Source organism: Dokdonella sp., assembly GCF_049593775.1.
In the GTDB taxonomy this organism is placed as follows: Bacteria; Pseudomonadota; Gammaproteobacteria; order Xanthomonadales; family Rhodanobacteraceae; genus Dokdonella.
Map to the genome: position 1 here is coordinate 1 of NZ_JBAWHJ010000124.1, position 25,799 is coordinate 25,799.

The following is a 25,799-nucleotide window of genomic DNA, read 5'->3' on the forward strand; positions in this document are numbered from 1 at the left end:
ACAATAGGGCCTGCCTGTTCAGTTTATCGATGGTTCGGTGCTGCGCAGTGTATCATCCGCGACCGCCTACCCTGCGCCGAAAACAGGCCCAAGAACTCTCTCTGACGTGAATTTCCCCGAGCCAACATCTACTGCGAACAGGGCCTCGATGCCGCCACTCCAGGCGAGCTACGACACAGGCCGCCTCGCGGATTTGCTTGCCGAGCCCGACGTGCTGGCCGTGATCGGATTCGGACCGTCTTCCGAGGACAGCAAGGATCCACGCTTCCTGCATATCGGCCTGGAGCAGGCCGGCAGCAATCGCTATGAAGTCTGGCGCGGCGTGGGACCGGTCCGGTCCGGAATCGAGGGAAACGCACGTTGGAGCAGCGACGACACTTATCTTTTTTTCGCCATCGAGATTGACGAAGACACGGTCGGCGGCATCGACGCGGCAGGTGAACTGGCCTACGCGGAAGTGTGCAGCCTGCTTGAGCAGCGCCGCTTCGAGGATGGCACCCGGCCCCATATCCTGCGCCTGTGGAACTACATGGACGCAATCAATGAAGGAGAGGGTGACGACGAACGCTATCGCCACTTCTGCTCGGGTCGTGCACGTGGCATCACGCCGGCTACGCGCAATGGCTATTCGGCTGCCACGGCGATCGGTCGTCGTGATGGCGTACGCGTCCTGCAGGTTTACGGCCTGGCAGCACGCGAGTCCGGAATTGCGGTAGAAAACCCTCGCCAGGTCAGTGCCTGGTCCTATCCGAGGCAGTACGGGCCGGTAGCGCCAACCTTTGCGCGCGCCACGCGTACGCCTGCCGATCAGCTTCTGGTTTCCGGAACCGCGGCGGTGGTCGGCCACGCCAGCGTGCATGCGGACGACACCTTTGCCCAGCTCGAGGAAACGCTGCTCAATCTGGAAAGCCTGCTCGATGCGGCAGGTAGCGGTATCGCCAACCGCGGACTGGCCGCGACCCTGCTCAAGGTCTACCTGCGCGATCCGGCCGAGGCCAAGGCGCTGGAACAGCACATGCACGCGCGCTGCCCGAAACTGATCGACAGCATCATCCTGTTCGGCGATATCTGCCGTAGCGACCTGCGCATCGAGATCGACGGAATCCAGGTCTGAGCGCCTGCTCACCTGTCTGCATGGGCGGTGGCGAAAGCCGCGACACCATTGTGCGACGCAACAGGATTGCCGCCCCAGCCAGCAGATTCATGCCTGCGGCTGCTGTGCTAACGTCAACAAAGTGTGACCCGGTAGGCATTCCTGGTGTGTCCTCAGTCCGCATTTCAATGCGAAGCAATGGACGAACCGGCACGACTTCCGGGTGCTAGCATTTGATCCCGCAGCATCACAACTGGCGCAAGGCGCCTGGGAGAGACAGCATGAAAACGCGATTGGGGCACTACGACATCGTTGCTGAATTGGGTCGTGGAGGCATGGGCGTGGTCTACAAGGGACACGAGACCTCGCTCAACCGCTACGTCGCAATCAAGGTCCTTGCCGATTCCCTGGCCCATGACGAGGGCGTCAAGGAGCGCTTCCTGCGCGAAGCACGCAGCATGGCGGCGCTCAACGACCCGCACATCATTCAGATCTACTATATCGGCGACGACGAGGGCCAGACGTTCTTCGTCATGGAGTTCGTCGAAGGCGAATCACTTGGCACCCTGCTCAAGCGCGAGCACACGGTACCCGCGGGCCCCGCCGCCAAGATCATCTACCAGACGGCACTCGGCCTCGCTACGGCACATGACAAGGGCGTGATCCACCGCGACATCAAGCCGGGCAACCTGATGGTGTCGAGCCGCGGCTCGATCAAGATCGCCGATTTCGGCATCGCCCTGTCGAACCAGGACTTGTCCAACAAGCTGACCTCGACCGGCGAATTCGTCGGCACGCCGGGCTATCTGTCGCCGGAAGTCTGCCTTGGAAAGCAGGTCGACCAGCGTTCGGACATTTTCTCGCTCGGCATCGTGCTGTTCGAGATGCTGGCCGGCCGCATGCCGTTTACCGATGAATCACCGCTCGGCCTGATGCTTGAGGTTGTCCGCGCCGAGATTCCGGACGTACGCGAACTGAACGAGGACGTCGACGAGCAAATCGCCTGGATCCTTTCGAAAATGATCGCCAAGGAGCCGGAAGATCGTTATCAGAGTTGCCATGAGCTGGCCGAGGATCTTGCCGCTCATCCGCTGGTGTCCAAGGCCGGGCCGATCACCATCGTGCCCAAGCTGTCGGCTGCAGCGGCCACCATGGTGGGCCAGAAGACTCCGTTCTCGGGCCAGAGTGCCTTGCCGAAGACGCCGGTCTCGAACTCGGGTGCTGCCAATACACGGATCACCCCGTCGTCGCAGCCGATGCCGCCGGCCTATCCGTCACAGGATGCAGCTGCAACCGCACCGGGCGTGTCGGGCCAGGCATTCGAGAGCCAGGGCGGCAAGGGCGAGAAGCGCAGTTCGGTCATGCCATTGGCCATAGCCGCCATTCTTGTTCTCGGACTGGTTGGCGGCGCATGGGCGTTCCGCGACAAGATCCCGGGCCTGAGCTCTATCGAGTCTGATCGGGTGGCGATGGTCGAGCAGTCGTCCAATGCCGTCGCGACTGCAGACAGCAACCCGATCACGATCGCCAACGATTCGGCCATCAATCCTGCAAGTACGAGCGAGGACTCAACCACCACGCCATCGGACCAGACCCGGACAGATGCTGATGTGGATAGCGCCGTTGCGATGGCCGACGACGGACCGGATGGCCCTGGGCCGCGCGCGTCGCAGGCGGATGTCGCCGCATTGCGTGACCTGCCGGCAGCCCGAGCAGCAGAGGAATCGCAGGGCAACGTGCCTGCGCCACGTGCCGAAGATGCGGTTGCCATGGTGCCGAAGAAAGCACCATCGAAGCCGGCCAGGCCGAGCGTGCCGACCGTTGCCGTCGTCTTCAGTGGTGATGACGTCATTGCCGAACCTGCACGCGACGCCATCGTGAGCCTGTTGCAGCGACGCGGTTTCCGCGTGATCGAGGCGGGCCAGGTCCAGGGCAACAGCCCGGACATGGGGCGTCTGTCGGGTCGTGCCGATGCGGTTGTCTTTGTCCAGGCCAAGCCGGTGGGCTCGCAGGAAATCTTCTACTACGGTCAGGCATCGACGCTGTACACGGTCCAGCTTGGGGTCAAGGCTTACCGTGTGTCCGACGGCAGCACGCTATGGAGCAGCGGCAAGTCGCAGGTGAATTTCAGCACCTTGAATGCAACCGAGAAAGCCCAGGAAGCGGTTGAGCCCCTGCTCGACGACGTCGACAGGAACCTGGCCGAGTTCCGCTCGCGGAGTGGTCGCGGCTGAGACCAAGAGGCATGACGAAAAAAGCGGACTTCGGTCCGCTTTTTTCTTGCGTTGTTGTTTGCGATGAGGATCGATTCCCGCCTGCGCGGGAATGACGCTAGGAGGTGCGGAAGTGTACACCCGCCTGCGCGGGAATGACGCTAGGAGGTGCGGAAGTGTACGCACCCGCCTGTGCGGGAATGACAAGCCGAGCCGTCATTCCCGCGCAAGCGGGAATCGCTTCACAACAGCCGAACGGCTGGTCATCGCTTTCATCACTGATTTGCACAAGTTTTCAGCCTGCCCGCACTCAGACAGCAGACAAGTTCGCATAGGCCAACACCAGCCACTTCTGGCCGGCAGATTCGAAGTTGACCTGCACGCGGGTGTGCGCACCGGTACCTTCGTAGTCAACGACGACGCCTTCGCCAAAGTTGGAATGGCTGACGCGTTGTCCCAACTTCAGTCCGTGATTCTGTTCGCCAAGCGAGGCATGTGACGCCGCCGGCATCGACCGGCTTACCTGCACGCGTGGCCGGATCTCCTTGAGCAATGCGGCCGGAATCTCGCCCAGGAACCGCGAAGGCCGACCGTACATTTCCATGCCATGCATGCGTCGCGTTTCCGCGTAGCAGAGCAAGAGATGCTCGCGCGCACGCGTGATGCCAACGTAGGCAAGGCGACGTTCTTCTTCAAGTCGCCCGGGTTCCTCGACCGACTTGTGGCTGGGAAACAGGCCGTCTTCCAGGCCGACCAGGAACACCAACGGAAACTCCAGCCCTTTCGCCGAGTGCAGGGTCATCAACTGGACGCACTCCTGCCACGCCTCACCCTGGGCTTCACCGGATTCCAGCGCCGCGTGGGAAAGAAAAGCGGCCAACTCGGACAGGCCTGCTTCGTGATCCTCGGGAGTGCGTTCGAAACGACTGGCGACATTGACCAGTTCGTCGAGATTCTCCAGTCGCGACTCGGCGCTGGTCTTGTCGCGCTCGTGGTAGTCACGGATACCCGAACGCACGATGGCATGGTCCATCTGTTCGGACAACGGCAAAGGCTCGTCAGGCGTATCTGCGTCGTCGAAATCCTCGCCCGCCTGCGCATGGCCGGGTGCGAGGCAATCACGCGCCAATCCATCAATCAGCTCAAGAAAGGCGCGAAGGGCGCTCCTGGCTCGTCCTGTCAACGTGCTGTCGGTCAACTCGGCGAGCACGGCCTCCCACATCGAGGTGTCTTCGCGGCGTGCGCGTGCGCGCAGCAAGTCGATGGTGCGATCGCCGATGCCGCGTGGCGGCGTGTTCACGACGCGCTCGAATGCCGCGTCGTCGTGGCGATTGCCGAGCAGGCGCAAATAGCCCAGCGCGTCCTTGATTTCGGCGCGATCGAAGAAGCGTTGCCCGCCGTACACACGATAGGCAATATCGTGCTGGATCAGCTGCTCTTCAAAGTTGCGCGATTGCGCGTTCGAGCGATACAGGATTGCGACGTCGTTGGCGCGGTGGCCTTCGCGCAGGTATTCACGGATTCGCTCGATGACGAAACGTGCTTCGTCCTGTTCGTTGTAGGCCGCATAGACTTCGATCGGATCGCCATCGCCATCCGCCGTCCACAACTGCTTGCCCAGACGGCTCGGGTTGTGCGCGATGACCGCATTGGCGGCACCGAGGATATTCGCCGTTGATCGATAATTCTGCTCAAGACGGATCGTGCTGGCGGTCGGGAAATCGCGCAGAAAGTGCTGCACGTTTTCAACGCGCGCGCCGCGCCATCCGTAGATGGCCTGGTCATCGTCGCCGACCACGAACACGTTCCCGGTGGTGCCAGCCAGTACGCGAATCCACGCGTACTGCAGCGTGTTGGTGTCCTGGAATTCATCGATCAGCAGGTGCCGATAACGCTCGCGATAATGGGCGAGCAAGGCATCGTCATGCAGCCACAATTCGTGCGAGCGCAGCAACAGCTCGGCGAAATCAACCAGGCCGGCGCGCTGGCAGGCGCGCTCGTAGGCCACATAGATTTCGACCATGGTGCTGGCCATCGGATTGCCGGCTGCGTCGATGGCGTCGGGGCGCTTGCCTTCGTCCTTGGCTGAATTGATGAACCACGCTGCCTGACGCGGCGGGAAACGCGCTTCATCAATGCCAAGACCCTGGATGGTGCGCTTGATCAGACGCTGCTGATCATCGGAATCGAGAATCTGGAACGTCTCTGGCAGGCGGGCTTCACGCCAGTGTCTACGCAATAGTCGATGGGCAATACCGTGGAACGTGCCAATCGTGAGCCCGCGGGTCCCTTCGCCCACAAGGGACTGTGTGCGCGCGCGCATCTCGGCGGCAGCCTTGTTGGTAAAGGTGACCGCAAGGATCGACCATGGCGACGCACGCTCGACCTCCAGCAACCAGCCAATGCGGTGGGTCAGGACACGGGTCTTGCCCGAGCCGGCGCCGGCAAGTACGAGGGAATGCCCTGGCGCGGCGCTGACCGCTTCGCGCTGGGCAGGGTTCAGATCATCAAGCAGGTGGGAAACATCCATGCCGCCATTGTAAAGGCCCGGCGTCGAAGCCGGGCCGCCCGCTTTGCGGAACTGACGTGTCTGGAATCTATTGAATCAACTCAGCGCTTGCGCATCGCTCCGGCGACAAGCAGGCCGAGGCCGATGAGCACACTGGCGCCACCAGCCCACTGGGGCACGGTTTTCTCTTGCTGTACGGTTGCCGAAAGGTCGCCAATCTTCAGTACTTCCTTGTCCTGGGTGAAATCGAGGTTGCCGGTGAATGCCGCGGCACCGACGACGACGAACAATATGCCCGCAATGATCATTCCCATACGCATGCTGATATCCCCACTCTTCCGTTGACCGACAGCCAGCGTGACAAGCAGGCGGGAATTAGGCAATACGCTTGCGCTTCTCGACGCATGCGCCGTTCAGCTTCGCCCCGGCCGCCTAGTGAGCTCCGGACGGCTTGCTGCGCGGAATCGCGTGCATGAGCCGGTCAGTGTAGGCGATGCCGATGGCCGAAAGAATGAAGACGCAATGGATGATGGTCTGCCACATGACGCCGGCCTCGGTCATGGTCGTGCAGGTCTGGATCGTGCCGTTGACCACGGCAGTCGCCGCGTTGGCCAGCTCCTCGGGCGAGCAGTTCGGCAGGCTGCCGATAGAACCGGCGGCGATAAAGGTCTTCAGCAGGTGGATCGAGGAAATGCCGATGATCGCCATCGCCAGTTTGACCTTGAGCACCGAAGCATTGACGTGACTGAGCCATTCCGGCTGATCCGGGTGCCCCTGAAGCCCGAGTCGCGAGACGAAGGTCTCGTAGCCACCGACGATGACCATGATCAGCAGGTTCGAGATCATGACGACGTCGATCAGCCCGAGCACGATCAGCATGATCTGCTGCTCGCCGAACGAGGTCGAGTGCATGATCAGATGGAACAATTCCTTGACGAACAGCACCACGTAGACGCCCTGCGCGACGATCAGGCCGAGATACAGTGGCAGCTGCAACCAGCGCGAGGAGAAGATCAGGGCCGGGAAGAAGCTCAGCGGCGGTTTGACTGGCGACATGCGCAGACTCGGTAATGGACAAGGGGGCGAATTCTAGCAAGCAAGCCGCGATGGCGGTTGATGCAGAATCAGGGTGGCAGCGCGCGGACGGTGGCCGAAATCCGCTCCAGATATCGGGTTCTGCCGACAGGCTGCAGGTTGTTTGGTGATGCGCCCTGCCGCTTTGGCGGATCAGGTCCGCTAGCCCAACAAGCGAACCCCTGGCAATCCGAGCACATAGTCCTCGCCCATCAGCAAGGACGGCGTGTAGTAGCCGCCCGCCGGCGTATTCGCGAGCAGGTGCTCGACGATACCCAGACTGGCCGCGACCGTGAGCGAATAGCCGTTCGGTGTAGCCAGCGACAGCGAGGCTTCCCTTCCTGCGGCGTTTCTCACTTCGCCCCAGACCTGGCTGCCACTGCGCTGCCGACGCCTTTCATCCGGCCCGGCGGTCTGCCCGGCCCGGCCTTGCAGAAACTTCTGTATCGGTGCCAGCGACAGCATCCAGCGCAGGTAGCGCAGTCGGCGCATGTTCGTGATCGTCTTCTCGGGCATGGTCATGTAGGTCTCGACGTTCGCGATACCGGTCGAGACGAAAGCGGTATAGACATCACCCCAGGGAATGGTAACAGCGGTTCGCTGGCTGCCATCCTCGCGCGTGAACTGGCGTGACTTCCACGCCAGCGGAACTTCCACCACCTCGCCGTTGACGCGCGCCCGTCCACCCATGGCCAGACCCGCCACGCTGGTTCTGGCCGTGCCAGGGCTGGGCCCGCCGGCCGCCTCGAATCCGAGGATGAGATGGGTCGCATCGGGCATTCGCTGCTTGAGCATGGCAGCCAGACAATCGGTTGGAACGACGTCGAAACCGGTGCCGGGAAATACGACGATCCCTTCGTGTTGCGCGCGCTTGTGGGCGTGATGGCAGAGTTCGAATACTTCGATCTCGCCGGTGATATCGAGATAGTGGATCTGCTTGCGCAGGCAGGCTTCCAGCAGCGGCTCGCAGGTCCTGGAAAATGGACCCGCGCAATTGAGCACGATGCGAATGCCATCGAGATTTCGGTCGATCTCTGCCGGGTCGCCCAGCTCGAACACGCGACGGGTCAGCTTGAGGGGCTCGGCCAACTTGTCCAGCGCATCCCGGTTGCGACCGGCAAGAACAGGCTTGAGCCCGCGCTTGCACGCTTCGGCAGCAATCAGCTTGCCGGTATAACCATTGGCGCCGTAAATGAGGACCGGATGCATTATCTGGACTCCTTCGCCCGCACCAGTTGCATGAGCTTGCGGAAATACAGGTCCGGGAACCAGCGCTTGAACCGCCAGGCATTGCGTACCTGGGAGGTCGGCAGGATCAGGAACTCGCCGCGGGCGACGCCACGGAATATGGCTTCCGCTATATCGGCAGGCGATTCGGACGCTGAGCGCATGAGTTTTTTCGCCATGTTCAGTGAACTCGGATCCGGCGCGCGGAACCCCTCCAGCAGATTGGTCTGGAAGAAGCTCGGGCAGACCACGGAAACCTTCACGCCACTTCCATGCAGATCGGCGCGCAAGCCTTCCGACACGGTGACCACCCCCGCCTTGGCCGCGGCGTACGAGGCCATGTTTGGGCCGCCAGCCAAGGCCGCGAACGAAGCGATATTGACGATCTGACCGGCGCCCTGCTCCAGCAGGATCGGGCCAAACAGTCGACAGCCGCGAACCACGCCCAGCAGATTGATGTTCAGCATCCAGTGCCAATCGGAAAGCGATGCGGTCAGCACGGATCCGCCGCCGGAAACTCCTGCATTGTTGATGACCAGGTCGACTCCCTCCCAGGCTGCAAGAACCTGGTCACGAAGATCCTCGAAGGATTCGTCGTTGCCGACATCGACCTGCAAGGCCATTGCACCGATGCCAAACCCGGTAATCAGTTCGACCGTCTCCTGCGCGCGATCCAGGCGGATATCGGCGCAGGCCACTCGCCAGCCCGATTCGGCGTAGCGAAATGCCAGTGCCCGGCCCAGGCCGCTACCGGCTCCTGTGATCAGGACGCGTTGCGAGGATTCCATAAAGGCACCATTGGGTTTGAGTAGCCTATCCTGTTTGTCTTGCACCCGATGCGAAGGGTATGGACGATGTGCTGGTCCTGAATGCCGAACGCAACAGGGTCATCCTACTAGGACAACGAATGCGCTGGCCAAAATTGACGCCGGGACTGGAAACCCGCCTGAGAATAGTCCTGCTCGTGGTCGCTGTCCTCGCCAGCGTCGCCTTGCCGTACGGGATCATACGATCCAGCGCCGACCGCATGCTGCTGGCGTCGGAATGGGTCGTGCATTCGGCGAATGTAAGAGAAACGCTGTTCGAGCTCGGTTTTCAGATGAGTGAACTCGAGAGCCTGGTCCTCGGCGAGATCATGGACATCTACCCGGGCAAGAACAGACCCTCATACGAGAAAGTGCGAGCCCGCATCAAGCCGCTGTTTGACAGGCTCGACGCCCTCACGCGCGACAACATCGAACAGCACGGACGAATCGGCTCACTGCGAGTCCTTTTGGATGGTCGCCTGGACATGCTCGACATCGCACTCCAGGAGGCCCGAAACAAGAATTACGATGCGGCCATGAGCACCTTGAACGAAGGCGCGAAGGTGTTCGGATCGCGTGAAATCTCGTGGCAGATCGTCAGCGCGGAAGAGGCGCTGTTCAAGGAGCGCAACGAGAAGATGGCCGAGACCAAGAGCGCTTCGCGCTGGGCCATCGCGGGTGCACTGATTGCGCAGCTGCTGCTGCTTGGCTCAGTCGTCTTCGTGTCCGAGCGTCAGGCCTATCACCGCCGTTCCGCCGAAGCAGCCGTGCTCAAGGCGATCGAGCGCTCACGCCTGATCGTGCAGACAATGCGTGAGCCCATTGTGGTGCTTGATCCTGCGTTGCGCGTGCTGATGACCAATGAAGCTTTCCGCGAAATCTATGGCGGCCCTGCCGACGACATCGGCGACATCAGTCTTGCGGAAGTGGGCAAGGGCAGCTGGGATGATCCCGATCTGCTGCAACGCCTCACCGAAGTCGGGGCGCGCGGGCGCGAGATCTGGGACTACGAGCTTGAGCAGTGCAGTGCCGACAACGTGGAACGCACGGTGCTCGTGAATGCCCGTCGCATGGACCTGTCTGACGACTCTGCGCATGGCGCCGAACGCACCATCCTGCTTACCGTCAGCGACGTGACCGCTCGCAAGCGCAGCGAAGAGCGAATCTACGAACTCAACGAAAATCTCGAAGCCCAGGTCGCGCAGGTATCGGAGGTCAACCGCGAACTCGAGTCGTTCAGCTATTCGGTCTCGCATGACCTTCGCGCACCGTTGCGCCACATCGCCGGGTTTACCGACAAGCTTGGTTCCCATATTGACGACACCGCGGACGAGAAGGCGCGCCACTACCTGCAGGTGATCGGCGACGCGGCGCGGCGCATGTCGACCCTCATCGAAAATCTGCTGGAATACTCCAGGCTGGGCAGAAATTCGCTGCGAATCATGCCGGTCGACATGGACGATCTGGTCGGCGAAGTGCGCGGAATGTTGCTTGCCGATGAGTCGAATCGCGAGATCGAGTGGCAGATTGGCGACCTGCCTGCTGCGATGGGTGATGAGAGCATGCTGCGGCAGGTCTGGCAGAATCTGATTGGAAATGCGCTCAAGTACACGTCCGGGCGAGCCACGACGCACATCGAGATCAGCGCCGATTCGTCTCGTTCAGACGAAGTCGTCTATTCTGTGCGCGACAACGGCACAGGCTTCGACATGGCCTACTCGGGGAAGTTGTTCGGCGTGTTCCAGCGCTTGCACAAGGCTTCCGAATTTCCGGGTACCGGAATAGGTCTGGCCAATGTGCGCCGCATCGTGGGCCGCCATGGCGGCCGGGTCTGGGCGGAATCCGAGCCGGACAAGGGTGCCACCTTCCATTTTTCATTGCCGGCCCTGGCTGGCGCCGTGATACCGAAAGAGAGTCGTGATGAATCGTGAAATCCATACCATCCTGATTGCCGAAGACAGCTCGGCCGATGCCGAAATGGCGATTGATGCCTTGCGCGAAGCCAAGCTGGCCAATCCCGTCGTACACGTCGAGGACGGCGTGGAGGCACTGGACTACCTGCTGTGCCGCGGGGCCTTCGCCGGTCGCGGCAAGGGTAATCCTGCGGTTGTCCTGCTCGACATCAAGATGCCGCGACTGGACGGCCTCGAAGTGCTCAAGCAGATGCGCGAAAATGAGCGGCTCAAGCGCGTGCCGGTAGTCATTCTTTCGTCGTCGCGCGAGGAACGCGATCTGGCGGAAAGCTGGAATCTCGGCGTCAATGCCTACGTGGTCAAACCGGTGGACGTCAGCCAGTTCTTCGGCGCCGTGCAAGTGCTCGGCCAGTTCTGGGCCTTGCTCAACGAATCGCCGCTGGAAGGCTGAACTCGATGCCGGTTACGGAACAGAACGTCACGAAGTTGCGCGTACTGCTGGTCGAGGACGAGCCGCTAGACGCCGAGCTGATCATCGATGAGTTGCACAATGATGGTCTGACCATCGATACGCGTCTGGTCGACGACGAAGCCGGATTTCGTGACGCCCTCGACACCTTTGATGCCGATGCCATCATCTCCGACCTGAGCATGCCCGGGTTCGGCGGCTACCGCGCGCTTGAAATCCTGCGAGAGCGGGACAGGCTGATGCCATTCATCTTCGTCTCCGGAACGATTGGCGAGGAGGCCGCCGTGAAGGCACTCAAGAGCGGAGCCACCGATTACCTGCTCAAGGGCAAGCTTGCCCGACTGGCATCTGCAGTGCGGCGCTCCGTACAACAGGCGCGCGAATCGAAAGCGCGGGAGCGCACTGAAGTGGAGTTGCTGCGGGCTCAGCGATTCGAGAGCCTGGCCATGCTCGCCGGCGGGCTCAGCCATGATCTGCGCAACATCCTGCAGCCTCTGTTGCTGACTGCCTCGACATTGAACGAAAGCAACGATCAGGAGTTGCGCAAGCACGGTGCCCTGGTCGGTGATTGCGCGCAACGCGGGCTGCAAATGGTCGCCTCGATGCTTTCGTTTGCTCGCGGGGCCAAGGTCGAGGTCGAGCGCGTCCAACTCGGCGTACTGTTCGACGCGCTGGCGATGCTGCTGCGCGGCAGCGTGCCCGGAAACATCGAAGTCGAGTTCAGGAAGCCACAGGAAGATGTTGCCATCGAGGGCAACCAGACCGAGTTGCAGCAATGCCTGCTGAATCTGTGTCTGAATGCGCTGCAGGCCATGCCGAAGGGCGGACGCCTGGTGATGTCTGCGGAAGCCTCCGAAATCGACGGCCAGTTTTTCGACGACGACGAGCTGCAATCTCCGGGTGCCTACGTCAAGCTGCTTGTCACCGACACCGGAATCGGAATGGACGATGAAGTCCGTTCCAGCCTGTTCCGACCATTTTTCACGACCAAGGAATCGGGCACCGGGCTTGGCCTGATTTCCTGCAAGCGCATCGTGACCAACCACCGCGGCTATCTGCGTGTACTCAGTGAGCAGGGCAAGGGCACGACATTCGAGATCTATCTGCCTCTCGAGGCTGCAGATGCGGGCGACGTCGAGTCGGCTCCGGTACCCGGCGGGAATGGTGAGCGCGTCCTGGTTGTCGTCGAGCGACTCGGCAAGCAGACGATGCTGACAGACACGCTCGAACTGAATGGCTACGAGGTGACGACCGCCGGCAGTGGCTCGCACGCCCTGCAGAAGATTGCCGCGCTCGGCGCACCAGATATCGTCGTCATGGATGCCGACCTCAATCTGATGAGTGGCGTCGAGACCATTTCTGCGCTGCTTGATCGTGACTATTCGGGGCCGCTGGTGCTTCTGGTCAATCCTTCACATCCGATTGATCGCGAGGGCTTGCCTCCGCTCGAGCACATGCGCTTCGTGCAAAAGCCCGTTTCCGTCCAGTTGCTCCTGCGCAGCGTCCGCGAGGAACTGGATGCTTGCGCATCCGGCAAAAAGCGCTGACGTCATTCAGCGCTTGCCACCCGGAACGGCAAACAACTGTTCCGCACGCTGGAAAAGGATCCAGGATGTTGCGATGTACTTGTTGCCACCTTTCGGCATGTTGCCGCGGTGTGTATGGGTGAAGCCGGCCGGCGCGATCAGCAGTGATCCGGTCTGTGGCACGATCTTGCGCTGCTGGTGCAGAAATTCCGTTTCCCCCTCGGCAAAAGCATCATTCAGATAGACCGACCAGAGCAGTACGCGGTGCAGGGTCTCGCCGTTGTGATCGCCAATCTTCGGATACAACTCGCAATGCCAGTACGGATACCCGCCCTGGTCGGCGAGGTATTTCTGCACGTTGATCGTGCCCGGCCGGAACACCTTGACCAGCAGTTGCTGCAGGCGTTCGTCGGGCATCGCCCGAATCGCTTCGGCATCCAGAGCCATCAGCTCACCTGTTTGCGGGTGCGGCATCTGCAGTGACAACGGGGCGATTGCGGTCTGCGGGTACTGGCGCACATAAGCCATGAGCGAGCGCATCATTGCCGAGTTGAGCAGGTTCGATGCAGGCGCCCAGTCGCGATAGTCACTGATACAGATATCCCAGCTGTCCTTCAGCCGCGTGTTGACGCCACCACCGGTCTGTCCGCGCACGGCCTTGCCACTGGCCTCGTACTGCTGGATCAGCGCACGGCAATCGTGCTCGCTGAGAGCATCCATGTAGACCTCGATGAAATCACCTGCCATGCGCTTGCTCCACTGAAAACACCTTCAGTTCGTTAGCCAGACAATGCCAGCCGCGACACCGGCAAGCAATCCGGCAACCAGGTCGATCGGCGTGTGGCGGCCGAGCCTGAGGCGCGACCAGGCCACGCCAGCGCCGAGCGCGCCAAAGGCAAGGCCTGCAACGATCGTCCCCGGAACAAATGCGGCGAAGACAATGAAGGCCACGTGCAAGGACAATTTGCAGCCTTTGGAGAGCATCAGGGCAAGAAGGACGATTGCTGCGGACAGGGCCATCGCCGCCGTCAGGGGAGACATGCCCTGACTGAGCCAGGCCAGGGCAGCAATCGTTGAAAGGAGGAGCAGCAGCAATACGTTCAAGGAGGTCCGCTCGCTGTGGACACTGGCATCCACATGCCGCCAGCGGCCAAGCCGGACTTGCAACGCTGAGTACCCAAGCACGATGGCGCCGAGCAGGATGATGCCCGTCATTGCGACGATGCTGGAGCGTGTGGAGGAACCACTGGAGCGAATGGCGAGCCCGGCAGCCAGAGACATGACCAGCATGGGGTGACCCAGAATCGAAACCGCCCGCGCCACCTGCAGGGACAGTTTCATGCTGCGGCAACGGTGCGGCTGTTGGTCAGGCTGTTGCACTGCATTCGGACACCGACAGGAAGACCTCGATTGTCCCGACTCCGGATCACTCGCACCAGCCTGCTGACATGACGCTGTCAGCAGCCCCCGTCTATCGTCCAGGCCGTGCAATCACGCACACCTGCGAAGGAAGCCAACATGTTGAATCCGAATGTTCCAGCCTGGTTCGAGATCTCCACGACCGATCTGGATCGCGCCCAGCGTTTCTATGAACACGTACTCGACGTAAAACTGCAACGGGAAGAAATGGGCGGGTCGAAGCTGGCCATTTTTCCATACGGCGGCAGCCCGAACAGCAGCGGTGCGCTGATCCATGCCGAAGACAGCGAGCCGTCGGTGCAAGGCTGCATCGTCTATCTGAGCGTGGTCGATCTGCGCCCGGTGCTGGAGCGCGCCGTCGCCGCTGGCGGTGACACGATCGTGCCGTGCACGGCCTTGCCGGGGGAGATGGGCTTTTTCGCCCAGTTCATCGACAGCGAGGGAAACCGGGTTGGCCTCTGGTCGGCCGCGTAGCAGCGTTCGCCCGGAACGCCGATGCTGACCATGCATTGGCGTTGAACGGTTGACGGGTGATGATGAGAGCATGCGCAGAGCCGATCGACTTTTTCTCATCATCCATTCCCTGCGCGGGCGTCGCACGGCGTTGCCCGCGCGGCAGCTCGCTGAAACGCTGGCCGTATCCTTGCGCACCGTCTATCGGGATATCGCCGACCTGCAACTTTCCGGCGTGCCGATCGAAGGAGAGGCGGGAGTTGGCTATGTGTTGCGCAAGGGTTCGGACATTCCTCCACTGATGTTCAACACCGAAGAACTCGAGGCACTCGTGGTTGGCACGCGCTTCGTGCGGGCGTTTGCCGGTACGCGACTGGCCGAGGGAGCACGTTCGGCCCTGATCAAGATAGAAGCAGTATTGCCGGATGACTTGCGCGCGCGTGCGCAGCGATCGCGAATCTTCGCTCCCGGCGGCTGGCAGACTCCGGCACCGATGATCGATCAGCTCAACGAGGCCATCGACCAGCGCCGGGTCATTGGCCTCGATTACCGCAACGAGTCAGGCGAGGCCAGCGCGCGTGATGTGGAACCGCTGTGCCTGGCCTTCTGGGGTGGCAGCTGGACGCTCGGGGCATGGTGTCGCATGCGCAGGGATTTTCGCACTTTCCGGCCCGATCGCATCGTCAGCCTGGCGTTGCGCAATGAGCGCTTCAGCGATGATGCAGAGTGCGGATTCGACGCCTATCTGCGATCCGTCGGTGCGGGATCGATCAGCGATCTTGGCTGATCCATGCGCGCTGAGTGCTTGGGCGGAAGCGAGTGTTGCGGAATGCCGGTTGTGCCCTGCCGTGCCATCGCGATCAATGCGATCATGCAACGGTTCAGTTCGTGGGTGCAGCGATGAAAATCATTTCAGGAATCGTGTTGGCAGTGGCGCTGGCCTGGACCGCTCCTGCGGCCGCGCAGGCAGGCGCAGGCCCCAATGCTGACGAAACCTTCAAGGGCATCTACGAAAAGGAATGGGAATGGCGCAAGCAGCAGTTTCCAGGCCTGGACGAGGACAAGAACGGTTCGCTACGGGTCAACAAGCTCCCATCCGTCAACGCCGCCTCGCGTCGGGAACGCTTGCGTGTCTGGAATGGCGTCCTTGTCGAGCTTGATGCCCTGCCAGTGGACAGTCTGTCAGCCACTGAACGCATCAACTACGCCATCTACCGGCCGCAGATCGAAAACCTGGTCGCCGAGATCGAATTCGGCGCCTATCAGATGCCGTTCAATTCGGACTCCTCGTTCTGGTCCAACCTTGGCTTCCTGACCCGAAAGCCCCTGCGCACGGCCGCATCAGCCGAAGATTACATCTCCCAGCTGCGGGATATTCCGCGCTATTTCGACGAACAGATCGTCAACATGCGGGCGGGCCTCAAGCGTGGCTTCAGCGTACCGCGTGCCGTTCTGCCCGGTCGCGATGTCTCGATCGCAGTCGTTGCCGAGCTGACCGATCCGGCACAAAGCGAGTTCTACAGCCCGCTGAAGAATCTGCCGTCGAGCATGGATGCTGCCACCCGTGAACGCCTGCAGGCCGAAGCGCTTGCAGCCATTCGCGACCAGGTCATTCCCGCCTACGCAAACCTGCTCAAGTTCTTTCGCTCCGAATACATGGCCAAGGCGCGCAAGACTCTGGCCGCCGAGTCGATGCCGGATGGCAAGGCCTGGTACCGTCAGCAGATCCGCGAGTACACCACGCTCGATCTCGACCCCGAACAAATCCATGCCATCGGGCTCAGCGAGGTGGCAAGAATCCAGGCTCAGATGCTCGAGACAATGGCGGAATCCGGGTTCGAAGGCAGCTTCGAGGAGTTCCTCGTTTTCCTGCGTACCGATCCACAGTTCTATCCGAAGAGCGGGGAAGAACTGCTGATGCGCGCCGCCTGGATTTCCAAACAGGTCGACGCCAGGCTCGCGCAGTTCTTCGGCTTGCTGCCGCGTGCGCGCTTCAGCATCGAGCCGGTCCCGGCCGATATCGCGCCATTCTGGACGGCCGGACGTGGTGGCCAAACGACGTACTGGCTGAACACCTACGACCTTCCCTCGCGACCGTTGTACAACCTGCCCGCCCTGACCGTGCACGAATCTGCGCCAGGCCATTCCTTTCAGCTTTCATTGGCAGACGAACAGACTGGCCAGCCGGCATTTCGTCGCAATGGCTACATTTCCGCTTACGGCGAGGGCTGGGGACTGTATGTCGAAAAGCTCGGCATCGAGATGGGCATCTACACCACCCCGTATGAAAATTTCGGTCGCCTGACCTACGAGATGTGGCGAGCCTGCCGCCTGGTCATCGACACCGGCGTACACCACAAGGGCTGGAGTCGCGAGCAGGCGCTGGCTTATTTGCGCGAGCACACGGCGCTCAGCGAACATGAGGTCACGACCGAGGTCGACCGCTATATTTCCTGGCCCGCCCAGGCGCTGAGCTACAAGCTCGGCGAGATTCGCATCGTCGCACTGCGAGCGGAAGCCGAGCAGGAGCTTGGCGAGGATTTTGACATCCGCGCGTTCCACGATGCCGTGCTCGCCCAGGGATCGGTGCCCCTGCCGGTGCTGGACGAACAGATTCGGCAATTCATAGCCACGAGCAAGGCCGCAGCGGACGCGAAACGAGAGAAGATCAACGGCGAAGCGGCAACGCGAGAACAGTGACCGCAGAACGCGTCGCCGTCGGTATTCGTGCAGCAGACCCTCTCAAGGACGATGCATTGTCGGGCAGTTCACGACATGGAGGAAGAAGGCAGGCCTGAGGTCCACCCCGCGCACGTGAGGCCAGGTTCCTGTGCGGCCAGCCACCCAGCCTCGAATCAATCCTTCTTCGACGGCGGCTCAATATCCCTGGCCACCTCTTCGGCCCACTCTTCGATCAATTCCACGCGCGCCTCGTTCCTGGTTGGGTCTGCTTCTGGCGACTCGACAACAGGGGCTTCAGGGTCGCCCGTATCGATGTAGCGCAGCAGACGCTCCAGTTGCATGCCAAGGACCTGGTCTACTGGCGCGGCAAGTTGATCCAGTCCACTCGCGCTCGATCCATTGACGCGATAGTCGACCAGCAATTCGGTGGTCGCGTCTTCCAGTTCATTCAGGTGGAAATTCAGCACGCCGGCCAAGGCGTATTCCTGCAACGGACCCAGCGCCGAATGAAGACGCAGGGTCTGATTCTTCAACGCCATGATCACGCGACCGTGCTCGACGCTGCCATGCGCCCAGCGTTCGCAGAAGCAGCCACCGGCCGTCGCCTCGAGACTCAGGTTCTCCGCCTTGCCCGACCAGGTGTGCTCGGAATTCCACCACCCAGCCACGTGGATGATCGACGCGTATACCTTGGCCGGTGGCGAGGTGATCGTGCCCTGGAACGCAAGCTGGAAGTGATCGGCAGCCATCTGCCTGACCTCGGCGCTGGCCGGGTTCGTCGCCAGCGCGAAAGCCAGCAAAGCGAGTGCAGCGGATTTCATCGGTGGACTCCGAGGTCGAGCGATGGGTGGGCCGATCCTGTCGCAGTATCGACATTCGCGGTCATGCGGGCCAGAGCCACTCACTTCGATGGACGATGGCTTTCAGACAGGCCAGGGCAGAGCGAGTTCACGCCGGCGCGAGCGCGATTCCTCAGGCGTCGGCGTCAGTGGCCCAGCCTTCACCGCTGCCGCGTTGATAGACCTTGTCCTCATCCTGCACCGAACCTGCAGGCAGGGACTCCATCGGGGCCAGCTCTTGATAGATCGGCAGGAAGTCCGGTCGCGTTGCATCCATCAGCTGCTCGAAGCTGTCGATGACGAAGTAGGTTTTCTGGAATGTGTCGATCCGATAGCGAGTGCGCATGATGCGCTTCAAATCGAAGCCGATACGATTCGGAGATGCCGACTCCAGGCTGTGAATCGACTCGCCCTTGGAAGACACGATGCCCGAACCATAGATGCGCAAGCCGTCATCCTGGCGGATCAGGCCAAACTCCACCGTGTACCAGTACAGTCGCGTCAGGTTGACCAGCGCTTCGGCACTAACGGCGTGCGCCTTGACTCCACCACGACCGTAGGCGGCCATATAGTCGGCGAAAACGGGATTGAGCAACAACGGCACATGTCCGAACAGGTCATGGAACATGTCGGGCTCGGCGATGTAGTCGATCTGGTCGGGGCGGCGGATCCACCAGGTCACCGGAAAGCGGCGGTTGGCCAGGTGTTCGAAAAATGTCAGTTCCGGCAGCAAGCCTTCGACACCAATCAGTTGCCAGCCCGTGGTCTTTGCCAGCACCTCATTGAGTTCCTCGAAGCGCGGTATCTGATCCGGCGTCATGCGGAAGCGTTTCTGGTTTTCAATGAACTCGTTGCAGGCACGGCCCTTGAGGATTTCTCGCTGGCGACGAAACAGGGTGGCCCAGGTTGCGTGATCCTCCGCCGTGTAGCTGTCCCAGGGCTGGTCGACGACGGCCGTGGTGTAGACGGGCACATAGCCTTTGTCAGTGAGCAGGTTTTCGACGCGGCGGGGTTCGCTGGACATGGCGTTCAAGGCAGATGGACGAGCCCTCCATGCTAGAGGCTCGGGCGCGCAACAGGCTTGCGTATTTGCCTCTTGACGGCCTGATGGCGCATATTTCGAGCGTCGTTTAATCAAATTGCGCAATAAATGAGCGAATCAAGCGTTTCAGCACTGGATCGCACCGACCTCCGCATACTCGCCCTCCTGCAGCGCAGCGGCCGAGCGACCAACACGGAACTAGCCGAGGCAGTGAACCTGTCTGCATCGGCCTGCCTGCGGCGCATTCAGCGCCTGGAGGCTGACGGGGTCATTGCCGGCTATGCCGCCCTGGTCAACCCGCAGGCCGTGGGTCTCGGCCTGCAAGCATTCGTCCGTGTCCAGCTTGAAAAGCACGGGACCCCGCAAGTGCAAAACTTCGTGGAAAGCGTGCAGAGCTGGGACGAAGTGATGGCCTGCCACGCGCTGACCGGCGAAATGGACTACCTGCTGCATATCGCGGTCAGCGACCTCGAACACTTCTCGCGATTCCTGCTCGACAAGCTTCTCAACGGACCCGGCGTTGCGGATGTCAATTCCAGCCTGGTCCTGCGTACCGTCAAGCAAACCCGCGAATTGCCGCTGGAGCACTTGCAGCGCGGTTAGTCAGAATCGTTCCTGCCGACAATGGGCTAGTGCAGGGTTTGCGAGTTGCCATCCTCGTCGCGCCTGCGCCGGGGAAAGGCAAGGATTCGGGAGTCATCTTCGGCATTCGCATCGCGCTTCCACAAGACCGGTACGTCATCGGGGCGCGGCATCTCGAGTTCCGCATCAAGCAGGGAGCCGTCTTCGTCATCTTCGTCTTCCCAGCTATAGCGCTTGCGGACCGGCTTGGGATCGAGTCGAAACAACAGGATCGCGGCAATCACGCCGCTGATTGCGCCAGCCAGATGGTATTCAAAGGAAACCTGTTCCTCGCGCGGCAGCACGGTCAGCAACATGCCGCCATAGAAGAAGAACACGACGAGTGAAATGGCGACCCCAAGGCGATCGCGACGCAGCAGCCCGGTCAGGAACAGGAAGAACATCAGGCCATGGTTGATGCCGCTCATGCCCACATGGCTGGAATCGCGAGCGAACAGCCAGACACCGATCCCGGCAAGCAGCCAGATCGTCGGCAATGCGAATCGCGCCGCCAACGGATAGGCGTACAAGGTCAGCGTGGCAAGCAGGGCCAGCGGCAACGTGTTCGACATCAGGTGCGAGAACGAGGCATGCGCCAGTGGCGCGCTGAGAATGCCGACCAGCCCGCGCAGACGTCGTGGTTCGATACCGAGATCGCTCATCGACCACCCCAGCAACCAGCCGCCAATCCAGACCAGCCAGATGCCGGCAAGCAGAATCGCTGCGCTGAATACGGCGTAGTTGATCCGCTCCCGGTCGAATTTGACTGCTGCGCTGCCGGGATCTGGTGTCGGGGGTGCAATGTCCATGGGCAAGACGTTGGGTCGCCCCCGGCCGCTGCAAGGGTGGCTGACGCGGTGGCGGGCAAGTGGCTCCGTCAAATGGCAGCCGTATCGCATCACCGGGCGGCGTGAATGTCGGATGCGCGCTGATTGGAGTTCTGGCGGCAGTTCTTCCACCCGGAAATGACGCGCGGACGCTCGAATCACGAGCTCTCGCGCGAGCACGATCCGGCCTCATTTAACTTCTTGTCTCGGCGCAAGCGTGAAACTCGGGGTGGGAGGCGCAGGGTTTCCCCGTTCGGCGAGCCTGGGCCGAGTTCGGCGGGCCTGGGCTGACGGGCGTTGCATGCACACCAGGCGTTGGTTGTGCTGGGTTTGCTGCTCTGGTGAGGGCTGGTTTCCCTGGTCCATGCCATGGCTGGACCGAGTGGCAAACGGTCGCGCCTCACCGGGGTTGGCTCGAAATTTGCTGAAGTTTGGTAACCAACCCCTTGAGCCGCCATGATTTTTCACATTCCAACAGCAATGCAACTGACAGCGACGATGAGCACGCTCATCGGCCTCGCACTGGCAGTGACCGTTACCGGCTATCCGAAGTCGCTGCGCAAGCCGATGCGCTTGTGGGTTCGCGGCTTGCTGATCCAGCCCTTCTCGTTCGTCCTGTTTTCCCTGCGCGGGCAGATACCGGACTGGCTCTCGATCATTGTTGGCAACATCTTGCTGATCATAGCCTTTGCCCATGTCAGCCAGGCGTTGCGGGCCTACAACCGAAAGTCGCAATTGAACGCCCTCATGTTCGCTATTTTCGGAATCACCATCGTCGGCGTGATTCTGCTGACCTATGTCTGGCCGACCCTGCTGGGTCGAATCACGCTGATATCGCTTGTGCTTGCCGTGCTGGCCGGGATCGGAGTCGACGCCATCTACCGAGGCCAGCATCGCATCACGCGTCCCGAGCACATGGTCGCGACCATGCTGCTGGTCGGCATCGTCATCATGATGGTGCGGATCTTGTACGCGCCCGACGCTGGGCTCATCGAGCTGACCACTTCATCGCCGATGCAAGGCATCGTGTTCACCTACGGATCCTTGCTGCCGGTGATCGCGACTTCGGGATTCCTGCTCATGTGTGGCGAGCGCATGAACGAAGACCTCTCACGCCTGGCCACCATCGATTCGCTGACCGGCGTCTACAACCGCCGTACTTTGACCGAGCTGGCCGGCAAGGCCATTACGGCGAGCAAGCGCCACGGCCGCGCGCTTTCGCTGCTGATCCTCGATATCGACCACTTCAAGCGCATCAACGATGAATTCGGCCACGAGGCGGGCGACCTCGCGTTGTGTCGCGTGGTCGAGATCATGCGCAGCACGCTGCGCGAATCGGATCTGACTGCACGGCTGGGCGGTGAAGAATTCGTAGCGATCCTGCCGGATACGGATGAAGCATCGGCCTTCGTGCTGGCCGAGCGCCTGCGTGAGGAGCTGGCCGCGAGCAATTTCTCGATCAGCGGCTGGCCCGTTCCATTGCGGGCGTCAATCGGCGTCGGCTCGCTGGGGCCAACCATCAGCGATCTGGAAACCCTGATGCGTGAAACCGATCGCGCAATGTATTCAGCCAAGCGCGGCGGCCGCAATCGGGTCGCAGCGGCATCAAGCCTGGAAAAGGTTCAGGGCGGGCTGCGGCAAGGGCAGCCGGAAGCCTCCTCCGAGTCCTACTGAGACCGGGGCAGCAAGCGGCTGGCCACCAGCGAGCTGCCGATCAACAGGGCCACCATGCCCAACGAGAGTCCGATCGGCACTTTCCAGATATCGACGATGAGCATCTTGGCCCCGATAAAGACCAGTACCGCTGCCAGCCCGTAGTTGAGCAGATGAAAGCGGTCCGCCATGCCCGCAATCAGAAAGAACAGCGCGCGCAGGCCAAGCACCGCAAACACATTCGAGGTGAGAACGATAAACGGATCTTCGGTGATGGCGAATATCGCCGGAATGGAATCCACCGCAAAGATCACATCGGTCACCGCGAGCAATGCGATCACCGCGAACATCGGCGTGAACCAGCGCACCCCATCCTTTACAACGGTCATCGCGGTGCCGTGATATTCGGTTGTCATGCGCAAGTGGCCGCGCATCCAGCGCATCATCGGGTTGGCTTCGAAGTCGGCTTCGTCATTCGGTGCCTGGACCATCTTGATGCCGGTATAGACCAGGAACGCACCGAACAGATACAGGATCCAGTGATAGCGCGCGATCAGGGCCGCGCCGATGAAGATCAGGATCGCTCGCAGCACGATGGCGCCCAGGATGCCAACCATGAGGGCGCGCTGCTGCAGTTCGGCGCTGACGCCGAATCGCGAGAAGATCAGCAGGAACACGAAGATGTTGTCGATCGCCAGGGCCTTTTCGACCACGTAGCCGGTCAGGAACTGCAGCGCGGTCTCGTCGGCAACTTCCTGGCTGACATGCCCGCTCAACCAGTACCAGAGCCCCAGGTTGAACAGCATGGCCAGCACGATCCAGGCAATGCTCCAGAGCGCGGCTTCCTTAAACGAGACCTTGTGCGCGCCGCCGGCGCGCAGCACGACGAAATCGATGATCAGTGCGACGACGACCAGGAGTCCGAAGACTGACCATAGGCCGGGGGTTCCGATCGTGTGCATTGCGTCGACTCCAGATGCAAAAAAGGCCCCGCGCCGGTGACGGCAGGCAGGGCCTCGGTAAGTACCGGGCACAGCTTCGCCGTCGTACGGCGAAGGTCTTGCTCGCAGGATTCGATGCAGAACATCGGAAACTGCCTGCCGGACCGGGACCGGCGGGGCGGTCCGTGCTGACGATCACGGCAACGGGAGAGCTACTCCCCTTCGATTACGCGCACGACTTTATCCGAATGCCTGCCAAAAGTCATGGGTGTTCGCGGTGACAAAGAGTGACCGGATGACCAGCCCTCCACGGTCGGGGGCGGGGATGGGATAGGCTGGCCCACGCCGGCTCTCGCAGGTGAGGTGAATGCAAGCGAACCCGAGCGCCGCAAGAACAGGCATGCCCGGCGCTGCGCAGAGATGCCGAAATGCGGCATCCCTCGCGATGCAATGCGCAATCGCGGAAAACTTCCGGTGTCACCTTCGCTTATCATTCACCGATGAGTATCCATCCGCCGGGACCGCTGCCCGTTGTACAGCTGAAAATCGAACGCCGTTCAAACCACCCCTGGATCTACCAGAAGATGGTCGAGCGCCCCGAGCCGAAGCCCAAGCCCGGCAGCATCGTCGAAATCGTCGACCGAAACGGCGAATACGCCGGCCGCGGTTTCTACAACGGTCATTCGCGCATCAGCCTGCGCGTGCTCACAAGCGACGTGGAAGAACAGGTAGATGAGGCCTTCTTCGCGCGCAAGATCCATGCGGCCGTGGTGCTTCGGCGTGAATTGCTGAAACTCGACGCCGTCACCGACGCCTATCGGCTGATCCATTCCGAAGGCGATGGCCTGTCCGGGCTGGTCGTGGACCGATTCGCCGGCACCCTCGTCATAGAGTTTTTCTCGGCGGGCATGTACAAGCAGCGCGAACTGATCCGCAACTGCCTGCTTGAGCATTTTCCGGGCAGCGCGGTCTACGCGTATGCCGAGCAGCATGTCCAGAAGCAGGAGAGCTTCGACTGTGCCGTTCCGGCAATGCCGGAACCGACGGTCATCCACGAACATGGCGTGAAATACCACGCTGCACCCGGTAGCAAGCACAAGACCGGTTTCTTCGTGGACCAGCGTGACAACCGCAAGGCGCTGGCCGAATTCTGCCAGGACAAGCGCGTACTCGACCTGTGCTGCAATTCCGGTGGTTTCGGCATTGCCGCCATGACAATCGGTGGCGCCAGCGAAGTGGTTGGCATCGACCTCGACGAGAGCATCCTCGAAATAGCCGAGAAGAATGCCTATCTCAACAAGGCCAAGGTGCGCTTCGTCCAGGCCGATATCTTCCACTGGTTGCGCGATTTCCCGAACAACAAGGCCGAAAAATTTGATGTCGTGATCCTGGATCCGGCCAAGATGACACGCGATCGCGAGCAGGTGATCCCGGCGCTGAAAAAATACCTCGACATGAACAAGCTGGCGATGGGCGCACTCAAGCCCGGCGGCATCCTGCTGACCTGCTCCTGCACCGGCCTGGTCAGCGAGGATCAGTTCCTCGACATGCTTCGCCGCGCCGCGTTCTACGCCGGACGAACCGCCCAGGTGCTCAAGGTGACTGGCGCTGGTGCCGATCATCCGTGGCTGGCCCACGTCCCGGAAAGTCGCTATCTGAAGGCGGTATTCTGTCGCGTGGATTGAGCCTGGTGGCGCGAAGACACCACGCGCCGCCGTTCGGTTTCCAGTCGATCGGCCGTCCTGAGCGCGAAATGGTTTGACTGATAGAATTCCGAACAGCTTCACAAACGGGAATCAGAATGGCGCGGCACGGCAAGAAAACCACCATTGCACCCACGGTCAGCGTGGCCCAGGCGGAAGAGGCCGTGCGCACCCTGCTGCGTTGGGCCGGCGAGGACCCGCAGCGCGAAGGCCTGCTGGATACGCCCAAGCGTGTCGTCAATGCCTATCGCGACTGGTTCTCAGGATACGCACTCGATCCCGCCGAATACCTGCGTCGCACCTTCGAGGAAGTCGCCGGCTACGATGAAATGATCGTGCTGCGTGACATCGAATTCGAATCCTACTGCGAACATCACATGGCGCCGATCATCGGTCGCGCGCACATTGGCTATCTGCCCACCGACAAGGTGGTTGGCATCAGCAAGCTGGCTCGCGTCGTGGATGCCTACTCACGACGCTTCCAGGTCCAGGAAAAACTGACCGCTCAGGTCGCCCACTGCATCGAGGACGTGCTCAAGCCGCGCGGAGTCGGGGTCGTCATCGATGCCGTGCATCAATGCATGACCACTCGTGGCGTGCACAAGCGAGGCGTGTCGATGATCACCAGCCAGATGCTTGGCGACTTTCGCGAGGATGCGCGCACGCGTGCCGAGTTCCTGCGCTTCATCGATATCAATTCGAAGTCGTAAGGGGATTGGCCCCCGCGACTTTCAGCAGGCGCAGGCGCCCGGGCAATTCCTGTATCGTGCGCTGCGCAGTCCTTCCGTG

At 61.3% G+C, this 25,799-nt stretch carries 23 protein-coding genes; 12 read left to right on the plus strand and 11 right to left on the minus strand.

The annotated features are described in order from the left end of the window. The first annotated feature begins 148 nt into the window (after positions 1-148). Together WBP53_RS04015 and WBP53_RS04020 are read left to right on the plus strand one after the other, a co-directional pair. A complete protein-coding gene (locus tag WBP53_RS04015) occupies positions 149-1,114 on the plus strand; it encodes a pteridine-dependent deoxygenase (RefSeq protein WP_423926181.1) in 966 nt (321 codons plus the stop codon). Positions 1,115-1,374: 260 nt separating this feature from the next. Next, positions 1,375-3,327 (plus strand): protein kinase domain-containing protein, encoded by a 1,953-nt coding sequence (locus WBP53_RS04020; RefSeq protein WP_423926183.1) that lies wholly within the window; start codon positions 1,375-1,377, stop codon positions 3,325-3,327. Between the two features lie 289 nt (positions 3,328-3,616). On the opposite strand, the gene uvrD is transcribed toward WBP53_RS04020, so the two are convergent. The 5 genes from uvrD to WBP53_RS04045 all read right to left on the minus strand — a co-directional run bounded on the left by uvrD (position 3,617) and on the right by WBP53_RS04045 (position 8,904). Next, positions 3,617-5,836, minus strand: a complete 2,220-nt coding sequence (gene uvrD, locus WBP53_RS04025; protein WP_423926185.1) for a DNA helicase II — start codon at positions 5,834-5,836, stop codon at positions 3,617-3,619. Between the two features lie 80 nt (positions 5,837-5,916). Continuing rightward, on the minus strand, positions 5,917-6,135 hold the full coding sequence (locus WBP53_RS04030; RefSeq protein WP_423926187.1) for a hypothetical protein: 219 nt from the start codon (positions 6,133-6,135) through the stop codon (positions 5,917-5,919). Between the two features lie 112 nt (positions 6,136-6,247). Next, positions 6,248-6,871 (minus strand): TIGR00645 family protein, encoded by a 624-nt coding sequence (locus WBP53_RS04035; RefSeq protein ID WP_423926189.1) that lies wholly within the window; start codon positions 6,869-6,871, stop codon positions 6,248-6,250. A 180-nt stretch (positions 6,872-7,051) separates the two neighbouring features. Then, a complete protein-coding gene (locus WBP53_RS04040; RefSeq protein WP_423926191.1) occupies positions 7,052-8,098 on the minus strand; it encodes a saccharopine dehydrogenase family protein in 1,047 nt (348 codons plus the stop codon). Beyond that, a complete protein-coding gene (locus tag WBP53_RS04045; protein WP_423926193.1) occupies positions 8,098-8,904 on the minus strand; it encodes an SDR family oxidoreductase in 807 nt (268 codons plus the stop codon). The genes WBP53_RS04040 and WBP53_RS04045 overlap by 1 nt, the downstream gene beginning before the upstream one ends. A gap of 119 nt (positions 8,905-9,023) precedes the next feature. On the opposite strand from WBP53_RS04045, the gene WBP53_RS04050 reads away from it, so the two are divergent. From WBP53_RS04050 to WBP53_RS04060, 3 genes are read left to right on the plus strand one after another with little or no spacing between them, the layout of a single operon-like run. Next, the gene (locus WBP53_RS04050) at positions 9,024-10,853 is read left to right on the plus strand and encodes a sensor histidine kinase (RefSeq protein WP_423926195.1); all 1,830 of its coding nucleotides are present in this window, start codon (positions 9,024-9,026) and stop codon (positions 10,851-10,853) included. Then, positions 10,843-11,286: a response regulator gene (locus tag WBP53_RS04055; RefSeq protein ID WP_423926197.1), complete on the plus strand. Its 444-nt coding sequence runs from the start codon at positions 10,843-10,845 to the stop codon at positions 11,284-11,286. The genes WBP53_RS04050 and WBP53_RS04055 overlap by 11 nt, the downstream gene beginning before the upstream one ends. Before the next feature lie 5 nt (positions 11,287-11,291). Beyond that, positions 11,292-12,851 carry a response regulator gene (locus WBP53_RS04060; RefSeq protein ID WP_423926199.1) on the plus strand — a complete coding sequence of 520 codons (1,560 nt, stop codon included), beginning with the start codon at positions 11,292-11,294 and terminating at the stop codon, positions 12,849-12,851. 6 nt (positions 12,852-12,857) lie between these two features. Here the strand turns inward: WBP53_RS04060 and WBP53_RS04065 are convergent, their stop codons facing one another. Continuing rightward, the gene (locus tag WBP53_RS04065) at positions 12,858-13,577 is read right to left on the minus strand and encodes a 2OG-Fe(II) oxygenase (protein WP_423926201.1); all 720 of its coding nucleotides are present in this window, start codon (positions 13,575-13,577) and stop codon (positions 12,858-12,860) included. Between the two features lie 24 nt (positions 13,578-13,601). After that, the gene (locus tag WBP53_RS04070; protein ID WP_423926203.1) at positions 13,602-14,171 is read right to left on the minus strand and encodes a hypothetical protein; all 570 of its coding nucleotides are present in this window, start codon (positions 14,169-14,171) and stop codon (positions 13,602-13,604) included. Positions 14,172-14,348: 177 nt separating this feature from the next. Here WBP53_RS04070 and WBP53_RS04075 point away from each other — a divergent pair, with 177 nt between their 5' ends. The 3 genes from WBP53_RS04075 to WBP53_RS04085 all read left to right on the plus strand — a co-directional run bounded on the left by WBP53_RS04075 (position 14,349) and on the right by WBP53_RS04085 (position 17,402). Further along, complete coding sequence (locus WBP53_RS04075; RefSeq protein ID WP_423926205.1) at positions 14,349-14,723, plus strand: VOC family protein; 375 nt, start codon at positions 14,349-14,351, stop codon at positions 14,721-14,723. Between the two features lie 70 nt (positions 14,724-14,793). Then, positions 14,794-15,489, plus strand: coding sequence for a helix-turn-helix transcriptional regulator (locus WBP53_RS04080; RefSeq protein ID WP_423926207.1), 696 nt, complete (start codon positions 14,794-14,796; stop codon positions 15,487-15,489). 113 nt (positions 15,490-15,602) lie between these two features. Further along, positions 15,603-17,402, plus strand: coding sequence for a DUF885 domain-containing protein (locus WBP53_RS04085; RefSeq protein ID WP_423926209.1), 1,800 nt, complete (start codon positions 15,603-15,605; stop codon positions 17,400-17,402). Between the two features lie 155 nt (positions 17,403-17,557). On the opposite strand, the gene WBP53_RS04090 is transcribed toward WBP53_RS04085, so the two are convergent. Together WBP53_RS04090 and phhA are read right to left on the minus strand one after the other, a co-directional pair. Continuing rightward, positions 17,558-18,205, minus strand: a complete 648-nt coding sequence (locus tag WBP53_RS04090) for a hypothetical protein (RefSeq protein ID WP_423926211.1) — start codon at positions 18,203-18,205, stop codon at positions 17,558-17,560. Between the two features lie 151 nt (positions 18,206-18,356). Then, complete coding sequence (gene phhA / locus WBP53_RS04095; RefSeq protein WP_423926213.1) at positions 18,357-19,247, minus strand: phenylalanine 4-monooxygenase; 891 nt, start codon at positions 19,245-19,247, stop codon at positions 18,357-18,359. Positions 19,248-19,373: 126 nt separating this feature from the next. Between phhA and WBP53_RS04100 the strand changes: the two genes are divergently transcribed. Continuing rightward, on the plus strand, positions 19,374-19,868 hold the full coding sequence (locus tag WBP53_RS04100; protein ID WP_423926215.1) for an Lrp/AsnC family transcriptional regulator: 495 nt from the start codon (positions 19,374-19,376) through the stop codon (positions 19,866-19,868). A 26-nt stretch (positions 19,869-19,894) separates the two neighbouring features. Here the strand turns inward: WBP53_RS04100 and WBP53_RS04105 are convergent, their stop codons facing one another. Then, the gene (locus tag WBP53_RS04105) at positions 19,895-20,695 is read right to left on the minus strand and encodes a rhomboid family intramembrane serine protease (RefSeq protein ID WP_423926217.1); all 801 of its coding nucleotides are present in this window, start codon (positions 20,693-20,695) and stop codon (positions 19,895-19,897) included. A gap of 516 nt (positions 20,696-21,211) precedes the next feature. Between WBP53_RS04105 and WBP53_RS04110 the strand changes: the two genes are divergently transcribed. Further along, complete coding sequence (locus WBP53_RS04110) at positions 21,212-22,387, plus strand: GGDEF domain-containing protein (RefSeq protein ID WP_423926219.1); 1,176 nt, start codon at positions 21,212-21,214, stop codon at positions 22,385-22,387. On the opposite strand, the gene WBP53_RS04115 is transcribed toward WBP53_RS04110, so the two are convergent. Next, positions 22,381-23,328 carry a TerC family protein gene (locus tag WBP53_RS04115; protein WP_423926221.1) on the minus strand — a complete coding sequence of 316 codons (948 nt, stop codon included), beginning with the start codon at positions 23,326-23,328 and terminating at the stop codon, positions 22,381-22,383. The two genes, WBP53_RS04110 and WBP53_RS04115, sit on opposite strands and share 7 nt — an antisense overlap. 479 nt (positions 23,329-23,807) lie before the next feature. Here WBP53_RS04115 and WBP53_RS04120 point away from each other — a divergent pair, with 479 nt between their 5' ends. Both WBP53_RS04120 and folE read left to right on the plus strand, forming a co-directional pair. After that, the gene (locus WBP53_RS04120; RefSeq protein ID WP_423926223.1) at positions 23,808-24,992 is read left to right on the plus strand and encodes a class I SAM-dependent rRNA methyltransferase; all 1,185 of its coding nucleotides are present in this window, start codon (positions 23,808-23,810) and stop codon (positions 24,990-24,992) included. 116 nt (positions 24,993-25,108) lie between these two features. Continuing rightward, complete coding sequence (gene folE, locus WBP53_RS04125) at positions 25,109-25,720, plus strand: GTP cyclohydrolase I FolE (RefSeq protein WP_423926225.1); 612 nt, start codon at positions 25,109-25,111, stop codon at positions 25,718-25,720. Positions 25,721-25,799 lie beyond the last annotated feature (79 nt).